Genomic DNA, 16,562 nt, shown 5'->3' with positions numbered 1-16,562 from the left:
TGTCCCCGAAATCAATCCGCTCCCTCGCCGGTATGGCAGTCGATCCGCCCTAGGACGGCGTACGCGCCGCAGCCAGCAGCCGCGTCACCTCGTCGGCGCAGATCGTCAGCGCCGCGCCCACCGTCGCGAGGGTGTCGCGTTCGGCGGGGGTGTACGGGCCGTCGGCGAGGGCGATGCGAGCGCCCTGGAGGAGGATCGACTCGCGGCCGGTGGGGGCGAGGTGCGGGGCCAGCGGGTCCAGTGCCTCGTGGAGCTCTATGGCCAGGCCCGGTCCGCAGGGTCCGCCGTGGACGCGGCCGGTGTCGGCGGCGAGGGCTTCGACGAGCGCGGCGAGCTGGTCCTCGGTGCAGTCCTCGAAGCCGGCCGCGCGTACGGCGTCGGCGGCCGTCTCCAGGGACGTACGGGAGCAGGTGCCGCCCGCGGCCAGGATCGCGAGCGCGACGGTGTGGACGGCGTCGCGCAGCATCGCGGAGAAGCGGGTGGTGGTGGGGTGGTCGAGGACGTCCGCGCCGAAGTGGTGGCGGCAGGCGGCGCACTCCACGACGGGTCCGGTGGCGCCGCGCGGCAGGACGGGCATGCCGAGCAGGGTGAAGCGGCGGCGGCCCGCGAGGCGCTGGTAGTTGCGGTCGCCTCCGCAGCCGGGGCAGAAGAACTCGCCGTCGCCGACGGTGGTCCACGCGGTACGGGTTCCCAGGACGCGGGAAACGCCGAGCGCGCGAGCGCGGACAAACCGGCCGTTTCGTCCCCATCCTGGCAGCACGTGGCACCTCCCTGACCCCGCGGCACCATCGCCGCGCTGGCGTGATGTTAGCCACATCGTCGACTCGGAGTCAGTACCCCGTACGAGGCCACTCGGCGACATGGCCGGTTATCGCACCGCGGCCCCGCCCGCCGAAGGGGCGGACGGGGCCGGAGAAAAGCAGGTGAACGGGCTTAGCCCGACCGGCACTTGGAGGGCGGCGTCGCGGGGTCTGGCACGCACATCTGCCGCGTTGTCGTCGGTCGCGATGGCTCCGCCATCACTCCCTCCTCCGCCTTGCAGCTGCACGCTCCCCCACGCTCGGCTTCGCTCGCGCGGGGGGACCCCCATCGCCCCCGCTCCTTCTCCCACCCTCCAAGTGCCGGTCGGGCTCATCGCGTCGCGCGGTTGACCGCGGAGACGACCGCCTTCAGCGAGGCGCGTGTCGTATTCGCGTCGATACCGATCCCCCACAGCACCTTGTCGCCGATCGCGACCTCGATGTACGAGGCGGCCTGCGCGGAGGCGCCCTCGCTCATCGTGTGCTCCTGGTAGTCCAGGAGCCGGGCGTCGACGCCGATGCCCTGCAGTGCGTGGAAGAACGCGGAGATCGGGCCGTTGCCGGTGCCGACCAGGGTGGTCTCGACGCCGTCCACCTCGGCCTCGACGGTCAGCGTGTCCACGCCGTCCTTGTCGGTGGTGGACTGGCCGTTCTTGAGCTGGATACGGCCCCAGGCGTTCTCGGCGTTGGGCAGGTACTCGTCCCGGAAGATCTCCCCGATGGCCTTCGGCGTGACCTCGCCGCCCTCGGCGTCCGTCTTCGCCTGGATGATCTTCGAGAACTCGATCTGCATCCGGCGCGGCAGGTCCAGCTTGTGGTCGTTCTTCAGGACGTACGCGATACCGCCCTTGCCGGACTGCGAGTTGACCCGGATGACCGCCTCGTACGAGCGGCCGACGTCCTTCGGGTCGATGGGCAGATACGGGACCGCCCACTCGATGTCGTCGACCGTCTTGCCCTGCTCCTTCGCGGACGCCTCCATGGCGTCGAAGCCCTTCTTGATGGCGTCCTGGTGGGAGCCGGAGAAGGAGGTGTAGACGAGGTCGCCGACGTACGGGTGGCGGGCGTGGACCTCCATCTGGTTGCAGTACTCGGCGGTCCGCCGGACCTCGTCGATGTTCGAGAAGTCGATCTGCGGGTCGACGCCCTGCGAGAACAGGTTCATGCCCAGGGTCACCAGGTCGACGTTGCCGGTGCGCTCGCCCTGCCCGAACAGGCAGCCCTCGATGCGGTCGGCGCCGGCCATCAGCGCCAGCTCGGCCGCCGCGACCGCCGTACCGCGGTCGTTGTGCGGGTGCACGGACAGGCAGACGTACTCGCGCCGCGACAGGTTGCGGCTCATCCACTCGAAGCGGTCCGCGTGCGTAGAGGGGGTCGAACGCTCCACGGTGGCGGGCAGGTTGAGGATGATCTCGCGGTCCGGGCCGGGCTGCCAGACGTCCATGACGGCCTCGCAGACCTCCAGGGCGAAGTCCAGCTCGGTGTCGGTGAAGATCTCGGGGCTGTACTGGTAGCCGAAGGTCGTCCGCTCGTCCAGCAGCTTCTCGGCGTACTCCACGACCAGCCGGGTGCCGTCGACGGCGATCTGCTTGATGTCGTCCTTGGAACCGCGGAAGACGACCCGGCGGAAGACGGGCGCGGTGGCGTTGTAGAGGTGGACGGTGGCGCGCTTGGCGCCCTTCAGCGACTCGACGGTCCGCTCGATCAGGTCCTCGCGGGCCTGGGTCAGTACGGAGATCGTGACGTCATCGGGGATCGCGCCCTCTTCCTCGATGATCGACCGTACGAAGTCGAAGTCGGTCTGCCCGGAAGCGGGAAACCCGACCTCGATCTCCTTGTAGCCCATCCTCACCAGCAGATCGAACATCTCGCGCTTACGAGCGGGCGACATGGGGTCGATCAGGGCCTGGTTGCCGTCGCGCAGGTCCGTGGAGAGCCAGCGGGGGGCGACGGTGATCCGGTTGTCCGGCCACGTGCGGTCGGGGATGTCGACCTGGTCGTACGGGCGGTACTTGTGGATCGGCATGGACGTGGGCTGCTGGCGGTTCGCCATGATGCGTGGGCTCCTCGTGGTGTCCGGAAGGACGGCCGACGGCGCAACGCCAGACTCCGCGGGGAGGGGGTCGGCCTCGACTACAGGCCCTCGCCGCGGCAGCTAAGGAGAAGCAGCCCGAAACGCATGATGCGAAGAATGCTAGCGGAGCCTGGCTCCGAGCGAGGGTTCGTATCAGTATGCGGGACCGGGAAGACGTACCACACAAAAGGTGCACAAGGTCACACAGGCCCACTAAAGCGCCCCGTTTCAGGGGCGCAGGGCCGCATCAATTTGCGGCTCCGCCGCGATGGGGCCCCCGCTCGAGCGAAGCCGAGAGTGGGGGAGAAGTCGAGAGTGGGGGAGCGACCAGCCACAACGAACCCGCAGCCATAACACAACGGGTAACCCCCACGGCGCCCATATCCCCACGTTTCACCAATCATGGTTGCGCCTGGTGACACCAAAAGCACTCAGTGCAAAGGTGCGGTCATGACCGCGAACCGTGGCTTCGAGCCCACCTTCTGCACCATCGTGCCGCCCCACGTCCTCGACACCCTCGCCCGGTCCGAGGACCCCGCGCTCGCGGGCCCCGCCCGCCGCACCTTGGAGCGCGACGCCCTGGAGCGCACCCACCGCCGCCTGACCACGGTCATCGGCGCCCCCGCCCTTGCCCCGCCGGAGGCCCTCGCCGACCAGCCGACCCGCACCATCTACGACGCCAAACACAAGCAGGACCTCCCCGGCAAAAAGGTGCGCGGCGAGGGCGACAAGCCCGGCAAGGACGCCACGGTCAACCGCGCGTACGCCGGCCTGGGCGCGACCTTCGACCTGTTCCTGAAGGCGTACGAGCGGAACTCGATCAACGGCGAGGGCCTGCCGCTCAACGCGACGGTGCACTTCGGCGAGGAGTACAACAACGCCTTCTGGGACGGCGAGCAGATGGTCTTCGGCGACGGTGACGGCGAGATCTTCCTCGACTTCACGATTCCCGTCGACGTCATCGGCCATGAACTCGCCCACGGCGTCACGCAGTACACCGCGAACCTCACCTACTTCGGCCAGCCGGGCGCCCTGAACGAGTCGATGTCGGACGTCTTCGGCGCGCTGATCAAGCAGTACACGCTCGGCCAGACCGCCGCCGAGGCCGACTGGCTGATCGGCGCAGGCCTGCTCGCGCCGCGCGTCACCGGCAAGGCGCTGCGCTCGATGAAGGAGCCGGGCACGGCGTACGACGACGATGTGCTCGGCAAGGACCCGCAGCCGGCGACGATGGACGACTACGTCCAGACGGGCCGCGACAACGGCGGCGTCCACATCAACTCCGGCATCCCCAACCGCGCCTTCTACCTCACCGCGACCGCACTCGGCGGCAACGCCTGGGAGCGCGCGGGACAGATCTGGTACGATGTGCTGACCGGCGGCGAGCTGGACTCCGAGGCGAACTTCTCCGACTTCGCGAACCTGACCCTGGCGCAGGCCCGTGCCACGTACGGCGAGGGCGAGGAGCTCCAGGCCGTCACGAAGGCGTGGGAGCAGGTCGGGGTGCCCACGGCCTGAGCGCGGCGTATGCGGCCGCGGCCCAGGAGTGGCCTGCCGGACGCTTTCGTACTAGACAGGAACCATGCGTATCCAGGTGAAGCGCACGGGCGGATTCGCGGGCATCGACCGTCACGCCTCGGTGGAGACGGCGGGACGGGCCGATGCCCAGGAGTGGCACGACCTGGCCGAACAGGCGGTCGCGGCAGCCCGTCAGACACCCCCGATCGGCGTCCCCGACGGCTTCAGCTACCAGATCACCGTCGACGAAAAGACGGTGTACTGCTCGGATCCGCGCTTGACGGAGGAGCAACGAAAGCTGATCTCAAGGGTGCTGAAAGAGGGGACGTAACGGCCAGTTCTCACTGGACTGTTGACTTCCGTTACCGCCGGTAAGGATGATCCGTGCATGGCGACTGACGCGCGCGGCGGAACGAACCCCATACCTCAGTTCCCGGCTGGCTTCCTCTGGGGCGTATCCACCTCGGCCCACCAGATCGAAGGCGCCGCGGACCAGCGCGAGCCCTCCGTCTGGGACGCCTTCACGGCCGAGCCGGGCCGGATAAAGGACGGCTCGACGGCCGCCGTGGCCTGCGACCACTACCACCGCTACCCCGAAGACGTGGCCCTCCTGCGCGACCTGGGCGTCGGAGCGTACCGCTTCTCCATCTCCTGGCCCCGCGTCCAGTCTCCCGGCGGCCTCGACTTCTACGACCGCCTGGTGGACGAGCTGTCGGCAGCGGGCGTACGTCCCGTTCCGACCCTCTTCCACTGGGACCTACCGCTCTCCGTGGAAACGGAGGGCGGCTGGCTGCGACGCGAGACCGCCGAGCGTTTCGCCGAGTACGCGGCCCTCGTCGCCGAACGCCTCGGCGACCGGGTCAGCAAGTGGATCACCCTCAACGAGCCCGCCGAACACACCCTGTTGGGCCACGCCCTCGGCACCCACGCCCCCGGCAAGCAGCTGATGTTCGACGCCCTCCCCGTCGCGCACCACCAGCTGTTGGCCCACGGTCTGGCCGTACGAGCCCTGCGCGCGGCCGGAGTCACGGACATCGGGATCGCCAACTCGCACGGCCCTACCTGGCCCGCGTCCGACGAGGAAGCCGACGTAGAGGCGGCCGGCTTCTACGACGTACTGCTGAACCGGCTGTTCGCCGACCCGATCCTGCTGGGCCAATACCCGGAAGGACTGGGCGAGTTGATGCCCGGGGACGTCGAAGCCGACCTGAAGGTGATCGCCGAGCCGCTGGACTGGTACGGGATCAACTACTACGCACCGACCAGCGTGGGCGCACCCCAGGGCGCCGACATCGAGTTCGGCGGCTTCACGCTTCCTGCCGAACTCCCCTTCTCCGTAAGGGAGATCGAAGGACACCCGGTCACCGACTTCGGCTGGCCCGTGATCCCGGAAGCCCTCACCGAGCTGCTGACGAGCTTCCGCGACCGCTACGGCGACCGCCTCCCGCCGATCGTCATCACCGAGAACGGCTGCTCGTACGAAGGCATCGACGACCAGGAGCGGATCGCGTTCCTGGACGGCCATCTCCGGGCGCTGCACAGGGCGTTGGAGGCGGGCGTCGACGTACGCGGGTACTTCGTGTGGTCGCTGCTGGACAACTTCGAGTGGGCGGAGGGCTACGCCAGGCGCTTCGGCCTGGTTCACGTCGACTACGAGACGCTCAAGCGGACACCGAAGGCGTCGTACGGCTGGCTGCGGGACGTACTGCGCGCCCAACACCCCTGAGACGGAGCCGGTTTTCGGGCAACCGTCAGCCGCCTTCGGCCACTTCCTCCAACCATTAGAAGAATCACTTCCGCATCTCTTGCCAACAGGCGCCACTCAGGCCTCAATAGACCTCGACTCTCTCTTTTGACGGGCCGTCAGATCTAACCCTGCGCAGCACTTTCGCGCCCCCACCCGTGGGCGGTCCGTCAACCGTTCCCACATGGCAACTCCCCACCAAGGAAAGGGAATTCATGAGACGCAAGCGGATCGGAATCGGAGCGGCCGTCGCGGCCGGCACCCTCGCAATGACCGGCTTCGTCCTGGCCCCCAGCGCCGCCGCGGTGGTCCCGCAGTCGGCGACCATCAACGCGGAATGCAGCCTCCTCGGCGGCGGCGAGGCCACCCTCACCGCCACGCAGGACGGCACCTCCGCCACCATCACCGTCAGCTCCACCGACATCACCTCGCCGATCGCCCTCGGCGAGGACTCCATCCAGGCCTCGCTCACCATGGTGAAGGCGAGCGGCGGCACCACCACGTTCTCCGGCACCGAGAACCCCGCGATAGCCGCCGGTGAGGGGGTCACCGTCGGGCCCTTGACCGGCACGGTCGCCGCCGGGGACAGCCTTGAGACGTTCGGCGGCTCCCTGAACCTGACGGTCATCGGGATCAACATCACGTGCACCGCCCAGGCACCGCAGTCACCGGGCCCGTTCGTGTTCGAGTAGGCCGTAGCTCCACTGCAAGCGTCGTAACCCCCGTACAACTCCGTACGTGGTGATCGGTGCCGTCGGCGCGCAGACGGCACCGATCAGCCGGCGCGACGGCTCAGAGCGCGTCCGGGCCGCGCTCCCCCGTCCGTACCCGCACCACCGTCTCCACCGGCAACGCCCACACCTTGCCGTCGCCGATCTTCCCCGTCCGCGCCGCCTGGACGATCGCGTCGGTGACGGCGTCGGCGTCCGCGTCGTCGACGACGACCTCGATACGGACCTTGGGGACGAGGTCGACCTGGTACTCAGCCCCGCGGTACACCTCGGTGTGCCCGCGCTGACGCCCGTAACCGCTGGCCTCCGTGACGGTCAGGCCGTGGACGCCCGCCTCCTGGAGCGCGTTCTTGACCTCGTCGAGGCGGTACGGCTTGATGATCGCGATGATGAGCTTCATGAACCCGTGATCGTAAGGGGGCGCGGCGTGCACCGTAAGGCCCGTACGTGAAGGTGCGGACGTACGGACGTGAACACGTGCGGCGGGACTCCGATGATCAGGGACAATGGGCGCCATGAGCGTTCGTACCCAGTCATCCGAGCCGCCGGAGTCTTCCGGGGCCATCCATCGCGCGGGCTTCGCCTGCTTCGTGGGCCGCCCGAACGCGGGCAAGTCCACCCTCACGAACGCTCTGGTCGGCCAGAAGGTGGCGATCACCGCGAACCAGCCGCAGACCACGCGACACACGGTACGGGGCATCGTGCACCGGCCGGACGCACAGCTGATCCTGGTGGACACCCCCGGTCTGCACAAGCCGCGCACGCTGCTCGGCGAGCGGCTCAACGACGTCGTACGGACCACCTGGGCCGAGGTCGACGTGATCGGCTTCTGTCTGCCGGCGAACGAGAAGCTGGGGCCGGGCGACCGTTTCATCGCCAAGGAACTGGCGTCCATCAAGAAGACGCCGAAGATCGCGATCGTCACGAAGACCGACCTGGTGGAGGGCAAGGCGCTCGCCGAGCAGCTCATCGCCATCGACCAGCTCGGCAAGGAACTCGGCTTCGAATGGGCGGAGATCGTGCCGGTGTCGGCGGTCTCCGGCAAGCAGGTGGACCTGCTCGCCGACCTCCTCGTCCCGCTCCTCCCGGAGGGCCCGGCCCTCTACCCCGAGGGCGACCTCACGGACGAGCCCGAGCAGGTCATGGTGGCCGAGCTGATCCGCGAGGCCGCCCTGGAGGGCGTACGCGACGAGCTGCCCCACTCCATCGCGGTCGTGGTCGAGGAGATGCTCCCCCGGGAGGACCGCCCCGCCGACCGCCCCCTCCTCGACATCCACGCCTTCGTCTACATCGAGCGCCCCAGCCAGAAGGGCATCATCATCGGCCCGCAGGGCAAGCGCCTGAAGGAAGTCGGCATCAAGTCCCGCAAGCAGATCGAGGCGCTGCTGGGCACGCCGGTCTTCCTCGACCTCCATGTGAAGGTCGCGAAGGACTGGCAGCGGGATCCGAGGCAGCTGCGGAAGCTGGGGTTCTGAGGGCGCGGCTCCGAACCCCCTCGTTCCTCCATCCCATACCCCTCCGGTAACGGCCACTGAAAACGCCTACGGCGTTGTCAGTGCTCCGACGTACCCTGGGCAGTGCAAAGGCAGTCATCTGGCTGCGGACCCTGTCGAGGAGGACGAGCAAGGCCTACGAGCCGGCCCATGACTGAGACACCCACAGCGCAAGGCCCTGTTCAGGGAAACGCGAAAGCGCAGTTCACCGTTCCGCCCAAGCACCCCATGGTGACCGTGCTGGGCTCCGGAGACGCCCTCCTGCGCGTGATCGAGAAGGCCTTCCCGGAGGCCGACATCCACGTCCGGGGCAACGAGATCAGCGCGGTCGGCGACGCCCGCGAGGTGGCCCTCGTCCAGCGCCTGTTCGACGAGATGATGCTGGTGCTCCGCACCGGACAGCCGATGACGGAGGACGCGGTGGAACGCTCGATCGCCATGCTGAGGGCCAGTGAAGACGGGAACGGCCCGGAGGAGACCCCGGCCGAGGTCCTCACCCAGAACATCCTGTCCTCCCGAGGCCGCACGATCCGCCCCAAGACCCTCAACCAGAAGCGGTACGTCGACGCCATCGACAAGCACACCATCGTCTTCGGCATCGGCCCGGCGGGCACCGGCAAGACCTACCTCGCCATGGCCAAGGCAGTCCAGGCCCTCCAGTCCAAGCAGGTCAACCGCATCATCCTGACCCGCCCCGCGGTAGAGGCCGGCGAACGCCTGGGCTTCCTGCCCGGCACGCTGTACGAGAAGATCGACCCGTACCTGCGCCCGCTGTACGACGCGCTGCACGACATGCTCGACCCGGACTCGATTCCGCGACTGATGGCGGCGGGGACGATAGAGGTCGCGCCCCTGGCATACATGAGGGGTAGAACCCTTAATGATGCTTTCATCATCCTGGACGAGGCTCAGAACACGAGCGCCGAGCAGATGAAGATGTTCCTCACCCGGCTCGGGTTCGACTCGAAGATCGTGGTCACGGGTGACGTCACCCAGGTCGACCTCCCGGAGGGCACGAAGTCCGGGCTGCGGCAGGTCCAGGAGATCCTGGATGGTGTCCAGGACGTCCACTTCTCGCGGCTGTCGTCGCAGGATGTCGTACGGCACAAGCTGGTCGGCCGTATCGTCGACGCGTACGAGAAGTACGACAGCGAGAACGGCACGCAGAACGGCTCCCACAAGGGCCGTAACAAACGGAAGTAGACCAAGCCCGATCATGTCGATCGACGTCAACAACGAGTCCGGAACCGAGGTCGACGAGCAGGCGATCCTCGACATCGCCCGTTACGCGCTCGCGCGGATGCGTATCCACCCGCTCTCCGAGCTCTCGGTGATCGTCGTGGACGCCGATGCCATGGAGCAGCTCCATATCCAGTGGATGGAGCTGCCGGGACCGACGGATGTGATGTCGTTCCCGATGGACGAGTTGCGTCCGCCGTCGAAGGACGACGATGAGCCGCCGCAGGGGCTGCTCGGTGACATCGTGCTGTGCCCGGAAGTCGCCGAGCGGCAGGGCAAGGAGGCGGCGACGCAGCACTCCATGGACGAGGAGCTTCAGCTGCTCACGGTTCACGGGGTGCTGCATCTGCTCGGCTACGACCATGAGCAGCCGAACGAGAAGACCGAGATGTTCGGTCTGCAGGCCGCCATCGTGGACGGCTGGCGTACGGAGAAGGGCCTGACCGGTCCCTCCCCGGCCCCGACCGTGTCATGAACCCTCAGATCGTTCTCGGCGCGATAGCGCTGGTCGTCGTGGCCTGGCTCGCCGCCTGCGCGGAGGCGGGCCTGGCGCGCGTCTCCAGCTTTCGCGCGGAGGAGGCCGTACGCTCCGGTCGCCGCGGCAGCGCCAAGCTGGCCCAGGTCGCCGCGGACCCGACCCGTTATCTGAATGTCGCGCTGCTGGTGCGGGTCGCCTGTGAGATGGCGTCCGCCACGCTCGTCACGTACGCCTGCCTGATGGAGTTCGACGAGACGTGGGAGGCGCTGTCGATCGCGATCGGGGTGATGGTTCTCGTCTCGTATGTCGCGGTGGGTGTCTCGCCGCGCACGATCGGCCGCCAGCATCCGCTGAACACGGCGACGGCGGCGGCGTACGTCCTGCTGCCCCTCGCCCGCATCATGGGGCCGATCCCGCCCCTGCTGATCCTCATCGGCAACGCGCTGACTCCCGGCAAGGGCTTCCGCCGCGGTCCGTTCGCCTCCGAGGCCGAGTTGCGGGCGTTGGTGGACCTCGCCGAGAAGGAGTCGCTGATCGAGGACGAGGAGCGCCGGATGGTGCACTCGGTTTTCGAGTTGGGCGACACGCTGGTACGCGAGGTGATGGTGCCACGTACGGACCTGATCGTCATCGAGCGCTACAAGACGATCCGGCAGGCGCTGACCCTGGCGCTGCGGTCGGGTTTCTCGCGGATTCCCGTCACCGGGGAGAGCGACGACGACATCGTGGGGATCGTGTATCTGAAGGACCTGGCCCGTAAGACGCACATCAACCGGGACGCGGAGAGCGAGCTGGTGTCGACGGCGATGCGGCCCGCGGCTTTCGTACCGGACACGAAGAACGCGGGTGATCTGCTGCGTGAGATGCAGCAGCACCGCAATCACGTCGCGGTCGTCATCGACGAGTACGGCGGCACGGCCGGCATCGTCACCATCGAGGACATCCTGGAGGAGATCGTCGGCGAGATCACGGACGAGTACGACCGTGAACTGCCGCCCGTCGAGGACCTCGGCGACGACCGCTACCGCGTGACGGCCCGCCTGGACATCGGCGACCTCGGGGAGCTGTACGGCTTCGAGGCGTACGACGACGAGGATGTGGAGACGGTGGGCGGGCTGCTGGCCAAGGCGCTGGGGCGGGTGCCGATCGCGGGTGCTTCGTCGGTGGTGGCGCTGCCGGACGAGCGCGAGCTGCGGCTCACGGCGGAGACCGCGGCGGGCCGGCGGAACAAGATCGTGACCGTGCTGGTGGAGCCGATGGGTCCGGCGGATCCGCCGGAGGAGGAGAAGAAGCCGGAGTGACCCCGCAGGAACTGCGCGCGTTCTGCCTGTCCTTCAACGCGGCGGTGGAGGACTTCCCGTTCAGCCCGGAGATTTCCGTCTTCAAGGTGCTGGGCAAGCTCTTCGCGCTGACGCACCTGGACTCCAGCCCTCTCACCGTGAACCTCAAGTGCGACCCGGAGGACGCGGTGCGGCTGCGGGACGAGTACCCCGGGCTGATCATCCCCGGCTGGCACATGAACAAGCGGCACTGGAACACCGTCACGGTGGACGGGAAGCTGCCGGACCGGCTTGTACGGGAGCTGATCGAGGACTCGTACGACCTGGTGGTGGCCGGTCTGCCGCGCGCCGAGCGGCTTCGGCTGGACCGGTCCTGAAGATCTCCTGAAGACCTCGCCTGGATGACCACTCGTGTTGCGGGCACTCGGACGGCGCAGTAAGGCGCTGTTACGGGAGGCGCCGTCACGAGAGGTGGAGCCGTGCGATGGGTCTGGGACTGCTGTTGACGACGTCTCCTTCGGCCGGCGGTCTATCGCTGGCGGGGCCGCGGCTGCTCGCGCGGGCGGTCGCGCCCGCGGTGGGTGTGGCCGCGGCGGCGGTGGCGGGGACGGCGCGGGCCGGGGTGCGGAGCGTGGACTCCGCGGTGCGGGTCGGGCGGGTCGCCCGTAACGCGCTGCCCGGTAGTTCGCCGCACTGGCGGTCCGGTACGCGGGCGCATCTCGCGTTGCGGCCGTCCGCACCGGAAGGGCCGGAAGGGCCGGAACTGGCGGAACTGGCGGAAGGGCCGGAACGGCCGGAACGGCCGGAAGGGGTGCGGCGGGAGGACGGGACGGAGCACCGGGCGCGACGGGTGGCCGCCGCGCTGGCGGAGCACCCGGATGTGGCGTTCGCGTACTGGGACGGCGGGCTGGCGCGGTTGGTGGTGACGGCCACCGAGGACGCGCTCACCGACCGGGTGGTGGAGAAGGCGACCGCTCTGGCGGCCCGGCACGGACTCTCGCCGTCGGATGCGTCGGTGGAGGAGTTCGCGCATCCGGGCGACCCGGCCGGAGTACGAGCCGCAGCGGCGGCGATCGCCATCGACGCCGTGGGCACCGGAGCCGCTCTGGTCGCGAGTGCCCTGCGTCTGCCGCCCTCACCGCGGCTGGTGACCGCGGTGGTGACGCTGCTGCGCGAGAACCCGCGCTTCCGTGGCCTGCTGCGGGCCCGGCTCGGCCGCTCGCGGATGGACCTGGTGCTGGCTGCGGCGAACGCGGCCGCGCACGGCGCGGGTCAGTCGCCGACGTCGCTGCTGCTCGACGGGGTGCTGCGCGCCTGCCAGTTGGCGGAGACGGTGGCGCGTCTGGCCGCCTTCGACTCGGTGCACGACCAGGTGTGCGCGCCGGAGCGGATCAGTGCGGCGGCGGACCACTTCCCACGCCCGCCGTTGCGGACTTCGCCGGCGCAGGAGTATGCCGCCCATGCCTCCGCAGGCAGCGTGGCGGGCGCCGCGGCGACGCTGCTCGTCAAGCACGACGGTGCGGAGGCAGCGGAAGCGGTCCTCGCCGGCTCGCCCAAGGCCGCGCGTTACGGGCCCGCCGCCTTCCACGCCGTGCTGAGCGGCGCGCTGTCCCGCACGGGCGTGCTGGTGCGCGACCCGGAGCGGCTGCGGCAACTGGAGATGGCCGACACGGTCGTCCTGCATCCGAGCGCGCTGCGCAGGCCGGGCGCGGGGCCGGATCCATGGGTCGAGACCGTACTGGACGCAGCCCGGCGTGCCGGGCTGCGGGTCGTGGTGGTGGATGATCCCGCGGATCCCGCGCTGAGCGAGTTCACGAGCCTTGCCGACCAAGTCGTGGGCGGTGACCGGCCGTTGAGCGAGGTGGTGCACGGGCTGCGCGACGGGCACGAGGACGGGGAGGGCACCGTCGTCACGGTCGCCCGGCTGCTGTCGGCCGACGACAGCGACGTACTGTCCGGGCTGCTCGCCGGTGACGTGGCCGTCGCCCTCGCGGACCAGGAGGGCGCGGTCGTGTGGGGAGCGGACGTCGTGGCCCTGCACGGGCTGGCCGACACGTGGCGGCTGCTGACCGCCGTGCGGGCGGCCCGCGTGACCGGGCACAGGTCGCAGACGCTGGCCCGGTCCGGCGCGGCGCTGTCGGGTCTGCTGGTGGCGGTCGGCGAGTCCGGGCGGGGACGCCGTTCGCCGTTGCTGCCCGGCCTGCGGCACGCGCCGGTGGACGCCGCCGCGGCGGTGGCCCTGCTGTCCGGGGCGCGAGCCGCCCTCGGCGTTGCGGCGACCCGGGCTCCGCACCCGCGTCCGCGGGTGGCCTGGCATGCGCTGGAACCGGCGGACGTCCTCTCCCGGCTGGAGCACGAGCCGGACACCGAGACGAGTGCCGCCGAGCAGGCGACCCACCAGGTGCGTGAGGCGGTCGCCACCGTCGGCCGTCATCCCGTAATGGCCCCGGCCCGGTGGTCGCTGCGGCTCGCCCGGGCCGTACGCGGCGAGCTGGACGATCCGCTCACCCCGGTCCTGGCGGTCGGTTCGGCCGCCTCGGCGATCCTCGGCTCCGTCGTGGACGCCCTGCTGGTCGTGGGCGCGCTCGACCTGAACGCGCTGGTCGGAGGCGTACAGCGGCTGCGGGCCGAGCGGGCGCTGTCCGGGCTGCTCGCGGGGCAGAAGCAGAAGGCGCGCGTGACGGACCGGGCGGCGGGCGTCCTCTACGACGACACGTCCGCCGAAGCACGCGGCACGGCGACCGAAGCACGCAGCACAGCGGCCGAAGCACGCGGCGCGGCCGCCGAAGTACCCGTAACGTCCACCGAGGCGCAGGACACGTTCGGCGAGACGCATGTCGTCGACGCCGCTCAGCTCGCTCCCGGCGATGTGATCGAGCTCCAGGCGGACGATGTCGTGCCTGCCGACGCCCGCCTCCTGTGGGAGGACGGCCTGGAGGTGGACGAGTCCGCGCTGACCGGCGAGTCGCTGCCGGCGGACAAGCGGACCGACGCGACTCCGCGAGCCCCTGTGCCCGAACGCTGCTGCATGGTGTTCGAGGGCACGACCGTGGTCGCCGGACATGCCCGGGCCGTCGTGGTGGACACCGGCGACCGCACCGAGGCCGCCCGGGCCGTCTCCCTCGCCGCCCGGACCCCGCCGGCCGGCGGCGTGCAGGCCAGGCTGCAGGAACTCACCCGCAAGGCGCTGCCGTTGACGCTGGCGGGCGGCGCCGCGGTGACCGGTCTGTCGCTGCTGCGCGGCACGCCGATACGGCAGGCCGTGAGCGGCGGTGTGGCGGTGGCCGTGGCCGCCGTCCCCGAAGGCCTTCCGCTGGTGGCCACGGTGGCGCAACTCGCCGCCGCCCGACGGCTGAGCCGCCGCGGCGTCCTCGTCCGCACCCCGCGCACGCTGGAGGCGCTGGGCCGCATGGACACGATCTGCTTCGACAAGACCGGCACCCTGACCGAGAACCGGCTACGGCTGGTGCGGGTCACCGACGCCGACGGCACGGCCCACACCCCGGACGAGGCGAAGTCCGGCCGTACGCTGCGCGACGCGGCGCGCGCCTGCCCCCGCCTGAACGGCGACTCGACCAGGCCGGCGCACGCCACCGACGAGGCGGTCCTGGACGCGGCCGGCCCGGACCCGCACTGGACACAGACCGAGGGCCGCCCGTTCGAGGCCGCCCGCGGCTACGCCGCCTCTGTCGGCCGGACCGCGGACGGCACACCGCTGCTCGTGGTCAAGGGCGCCCCGGAGACCGTCCTGCCCGCCTGCCGCGACCTCCCCGGCCACGCCTCCGACGCGGCGCAGTCGCTGGCCCGCGACGGGCTGCGGGTGCTGGCGGTGGCCGGACGCCCGCTGGCGGAGGGCGAGGAGGCGACGGACGTACTCGAAGAGCCCCTGAACGAGCTGGAGTTCACCGGCCTGCTCGCGCTGGCGGACGTGGCGCGCGACACGTCCACCGCGCTCGTGCACGGTCTGCGGCAGGCGGGCGTACGACCCGTCATGCTGACCGGCGACCACCCGCAGACCGCCCGGGCGATCGCCGCCGACCTGGGCTGGCCGGACGACACCACCGTCGTCACCGGCGACGAACTCGCCGCCGCGGACCGGTCGGCACGGTCCCGGATGTTGCGCGACGCGAGCGTGGTGGCCCGCGTCGCGCCCGAACAGAAGCTCCAGGTCGTGGAGGCGTTGCGGGACGCGGGGCGGGTGGTCGGGATGGTCGGCGACGGCGCCAACGACGCCGCGGCCATCCGCGCCGCCGACGTCGGCGTGGGCATCAGCGCCCGCGGCTCGGCGGCCGCACGCAACGCGGCCGACATCGTCCTCACCGACGACGACCTCACGGTCCTCATCGAGGCGGTCACCGAAGGCCGTGCGCTGTGGCACGGCGTCGCCGACGCCATCGCGATCCTGATCGGCGGCAACGCGGGGGAGGTCGGGTTCGGCATCCTCGGCTCGGTCCTCTCGGGAGCCGCGCCTCTCTCCACCCGCCAGATGCTGCTGGTGAACCTGTTCACGGACCTGTTCCCGGCGATGGCGGTGGCGGTGACTCCACAGAAGGCCACGGGAGCGGAGGACGGCGGCACGACGTCGCGGGAGGCGGACGGCAAGGCGTCGCGTGAGGCGGCAGGCACGACAAAGGGGGAGGCAGCGGAGGCGGCAGGCGTGGCCGATCCGGGCACCGAGCCGCTCGGTACCTCGCTCCTCGGCGCGCCGCTGATCCGCCAGATCCGGCACCGCGCTCTGACCACGTGCCTGGGCGCGACCACGGCCTGGCTCATCGGCCGCTTCACGCCTGGTACGGCGCGCCGCTCCACGACGATGGCCCTGTGCGGCGTGGTCGGTACCCAGCTCGCCCAGACCCTCACCGACCGCCGCGACAGTCCGCTGGTCCGCATCACGTCCCTCGGCTCCGCCGTCGCGCTCGTGGCCCTGATCCAGACGCCGGGCCCCAGCCAGTTCTTCGGCTGCACACCCCTGGGCCCGGTCGCCTGGGGCGGAGTCGCCACGGCGATAGCACTCGCGGTGCTCGGGCAACGGGCCGTGCCGCGGCTCGAAAAGGCGATCATCGAGCACGGACCGCCCGGCGAGGCATGGGCGACCTGGGCAAGGTCTCTCCCCGCCGTCGCCCAAGGCCAGGGACACCGCGTCGTCCAAGGCCAGGGACAGGGCCAGGGACACCGCGCCTGATGTGGCCGGGCTCGGGCTTCGTA

Annotated in this window: 13 protein-coding genes; 10 read left to right on the top strand and 3 right to left on the bottom strand. The window is 70.3% G+C overall.

Features of this window, described 5'->3' with window-relative positions:
- Positions 1–49: 49 nt before the first annotated feature.
- A complete protein-coding gene (locus tag OHT21_RS31625) occupies positions 50–760 on the bottom strand; it encodes a TerB family tellurite resistance protein (RefSeq protein WP_328771678.1) in 711 nt (236 codons plus the stop codon).
- 371 nt (positions 761–1,131) lie between these two features.
- Entirely contained in the window at positions 1,132–2,853 is a 1,722-nt protein-coding gene (leuA, locus tag OHT21_RS31620) for a 2-isopropylmalate synthase (RefSeq protein ID WP_328771677.1), read from the bottom strand.
- A 471-nt stretch (positions 2,854–3,324) separates the two neighbouring features.
- Between leuA and OHT21_RS31615 the strand changes: the two genes are divergently transcribed.
- From OHT21_RS31615 to OHT21_RS31600, 4 genes are all read left to right on the top strand, one after another.
- The gene (locus tag OHT21_RS31615) at positions 3,325–4,392 is read left to right on the top strand and encodes a M4 family metallopeptidase (RefSeq protein WP_328771676.1); all 1,068 of its coding nucleotides are present in this window, start codon (positions 3,325–3,327) and stop codon (positions 4,390–4,392) included.
- A gap of 64 nt (positions 4,393–4,456) precedes the next feature.
- A complete protein-coding gene (locus OHT21_RS31610; protein WP_328771675.1) occupies positions 4,457–4,723 on the top strand; it encodes a protealysin inhibitor emfourin in 267 nt (88 codons plus the stop codon).
- Positions 4,724–4,780: 57 nt separating this feature from the next.
- Positions 4,781–6,118, top strand: coding sequence for a GH1 family beta-glucosidase (locus OHT21_RS31605; RefSeq protein ID WP_328771674.1), 1,338 nt, complete (start codon positions 4,781–4,783; stop codon positions 6,116–6,118).
- Between the two features lie 233 nt (positions 6,119–6,351).
- The gene (locus tag OHT21_RS31600; RefSeq protein WP_328771673.1) at positions 6,352–6,828 is read left to right on the top strand and encodes a hypothetical protein; all 477 of its coding nucleotides are present in this window, start codon (positions 6,352–6,354) and stop codon (positions 6,826–6,828) included.
- Positions 6,829–6,928: 100 nt separating this feature from the next.
- Here OHT21_RS31600 and OHT21_RS31595 read toward each other — a convergent pair whose 3' ends face one another.
- Positions 6,929–7,267 carry a P-II family nitrogen regulator gene (locus tag OHT21_RS31595; RefSeq protein WP_165341890.1) on the bottom strand — a complete coding sequence of 113 codons (339 nt, stop codon included), beginning with the start codon at positions 7,265–7,267 and terminating at the stop codon, positions 6,929–6,931.
- Positions 7,268–7,373: 106 nt separating this feature from the next.
- On the opposite strand from OHT21_RS31595, the gene era reads away from it, so the two are divergent.
- The 6 genes from era (at position 7,374) to OHT21_RS31565 (ending at position 16,539) form a co-directional block, all read left to right on the top strand.
- On the top strand, positions 7,374–8,342 hold the full coding sequence (gene era / locus OHT21_RS31590) for a GTPase Era (protein WP_328771672.1): 969 nt from the start codon (positions 7,374–7,376) through the stop codon (positions 8,340–8,342).
- A gap of 168 nt (positions 8,343–8,510) precedes the next feature.
- Positions 8,511–9,563, top strand: a complete 1,053-nt coding sequence (locus OHT21_RS31585) for a PhoH family protein (RefSeq protein ID WP_328771671.1) — start codon at positions 8,511–8,513, stop codon at positions 9,561–9,563.
- A 13-nt stretch (positions 9,564–9,576) separates the two neighbouring features.
- On the top strand, positions 9,577–10,074 hold the full coding sequence (gene ybeY, locus OHT21_RS31580; RefSeq protein WP_328771670.1) for an rRNA maturation RNase YbeY: 498 nt from the start codon (positions 9,577–9,579) through the stop codon (positions 10,072–10,074).
- Positions 10,071–11,378, top strand: a complete 1,308-nt coding sequence (locus OHT21_RS31575) for a hemolysin family protein (RefSeq protein ID WP_328771669.1) — start codon at positions 10,071–10,073, stop codon at positions 11,376–11,378. Before ybeY ends, OHT21_RS31575 begins: the two co-directional genes overlap by 4 nt.
- A complete protein-coding gene (locus tag OHT21_RS31570; RefSeq protein WP_328771668.1) occupies positions 11,375–11,734 on the top strand; it encodes an MmcQ/YjbR family DNA-binding protein in 360 nt (119 codons plus the stop codon). Before OHT21_RS31575 ends, OHT21_RS31570 begins: the two co-directional genes overlap by 4 nt.
- A gap of 107 nt (positions 11,735–11,841) precedes the next feature.
- The gene (locus OHT21_RS31565; RefSeq protein ID WP_328771667.1) at positions 11,842–16,539 is read left to right on the top strand and encodes a cation-translocating P-type ATPase; all 4,698 of its coding nucleotides are present in this window, start codon (positions 11,842–11,844) and stop codon (positions 16,537–16,539) included.
- The last annotated feature ends 23 nt before the right edge of the window (positions 16,540–16,562 follow it).

This window comes from Streptomyces sp. NBC_00286, from assembly GCF_036173125.1.
Lineage (GTDB): Bacteria > Actinomycetota > Actinomycetes > Streptomycetales > Streptomycetaceae > Streptomyces.
Note: the sequence above shows the minus strand (reverse complement) of the source record. Positions and strands in the feature narration are given on the sequence as shown.

Coding starts and splice junctions, on each gene's coding strand:
- leuA (WP_328771677.1), bottom strand. CDS start 2,853: ATGGCGAACCGCCAGCAGCCCACGTCCATGCCGATCCACAAGTACCGC.
- OHT21_RS31615 (WP_328771676.1), top strand. CDS start 3,325: ATGACCGCGAACCGTGGCTTCGAGCCCACCTTCTGCACCATCGTGCCG.
- OHT21_RS31610 (WP_328771675.1), top strand. CDS start 4,457: ATGCGTATCCAGGTGAAGCGCACGGGCGGATTCGCGGGCATCGACCGT.
- OHT21_RS31605 (WP_328771674.1), top strand. CDS start 4,781: ATGGCGACTGACGCGCGCGGCGGAACGAACCCCATACCTCAGTTCCCG.
- OHT21_RS31600 (WP_328771673.1), top strand. CDS start 6,352: ATGAGACGCAAGCGGATCGGAATCGGAGCGGCCGTCGCGGCCGGCACC.
- OHT21_RS31595 (WP_165341890.1), bottom strand. CDS start 7,267: ATGAAGCTCATCATCGCGATCATCAAGCCGTACCGCCTCGACGAGGTC.
- era (WP_328771672.1), top strand. CDS start 7,374: ATGGGCGCCATGAGCGTTCGTACCCAGTCATCCGAGCCGCCGGAGTCT.
- OHT21_RS31585 (WP_328771671.1), top strand. CDS start 8,511: ATGACTGAGACACCCACAGCGCAAGGCCCTGTTCAGGGAAACGCGAAA.
- ybeY (WP_328771670.1), top strand. CDS start 9,577: ATGTCGATCGACGTCAACAACGAGTCCGGAACCGAGGTCGACGAGCAG.
- OHT21_RS31575 (WP_328771669.1), top strand. CDS start 10,071: ATGAACCCTCAGATCGTTCTCGGCGCGATAGCGCTGGTCGTCGTGGCC.
- OHT21_RS31565 (WP_328771667.1), top strand. CDS start 11,842: ATGGGTCTGGGACTGCTGTTGACGACGTCTCCTTCGGCCGGCGGTCTA.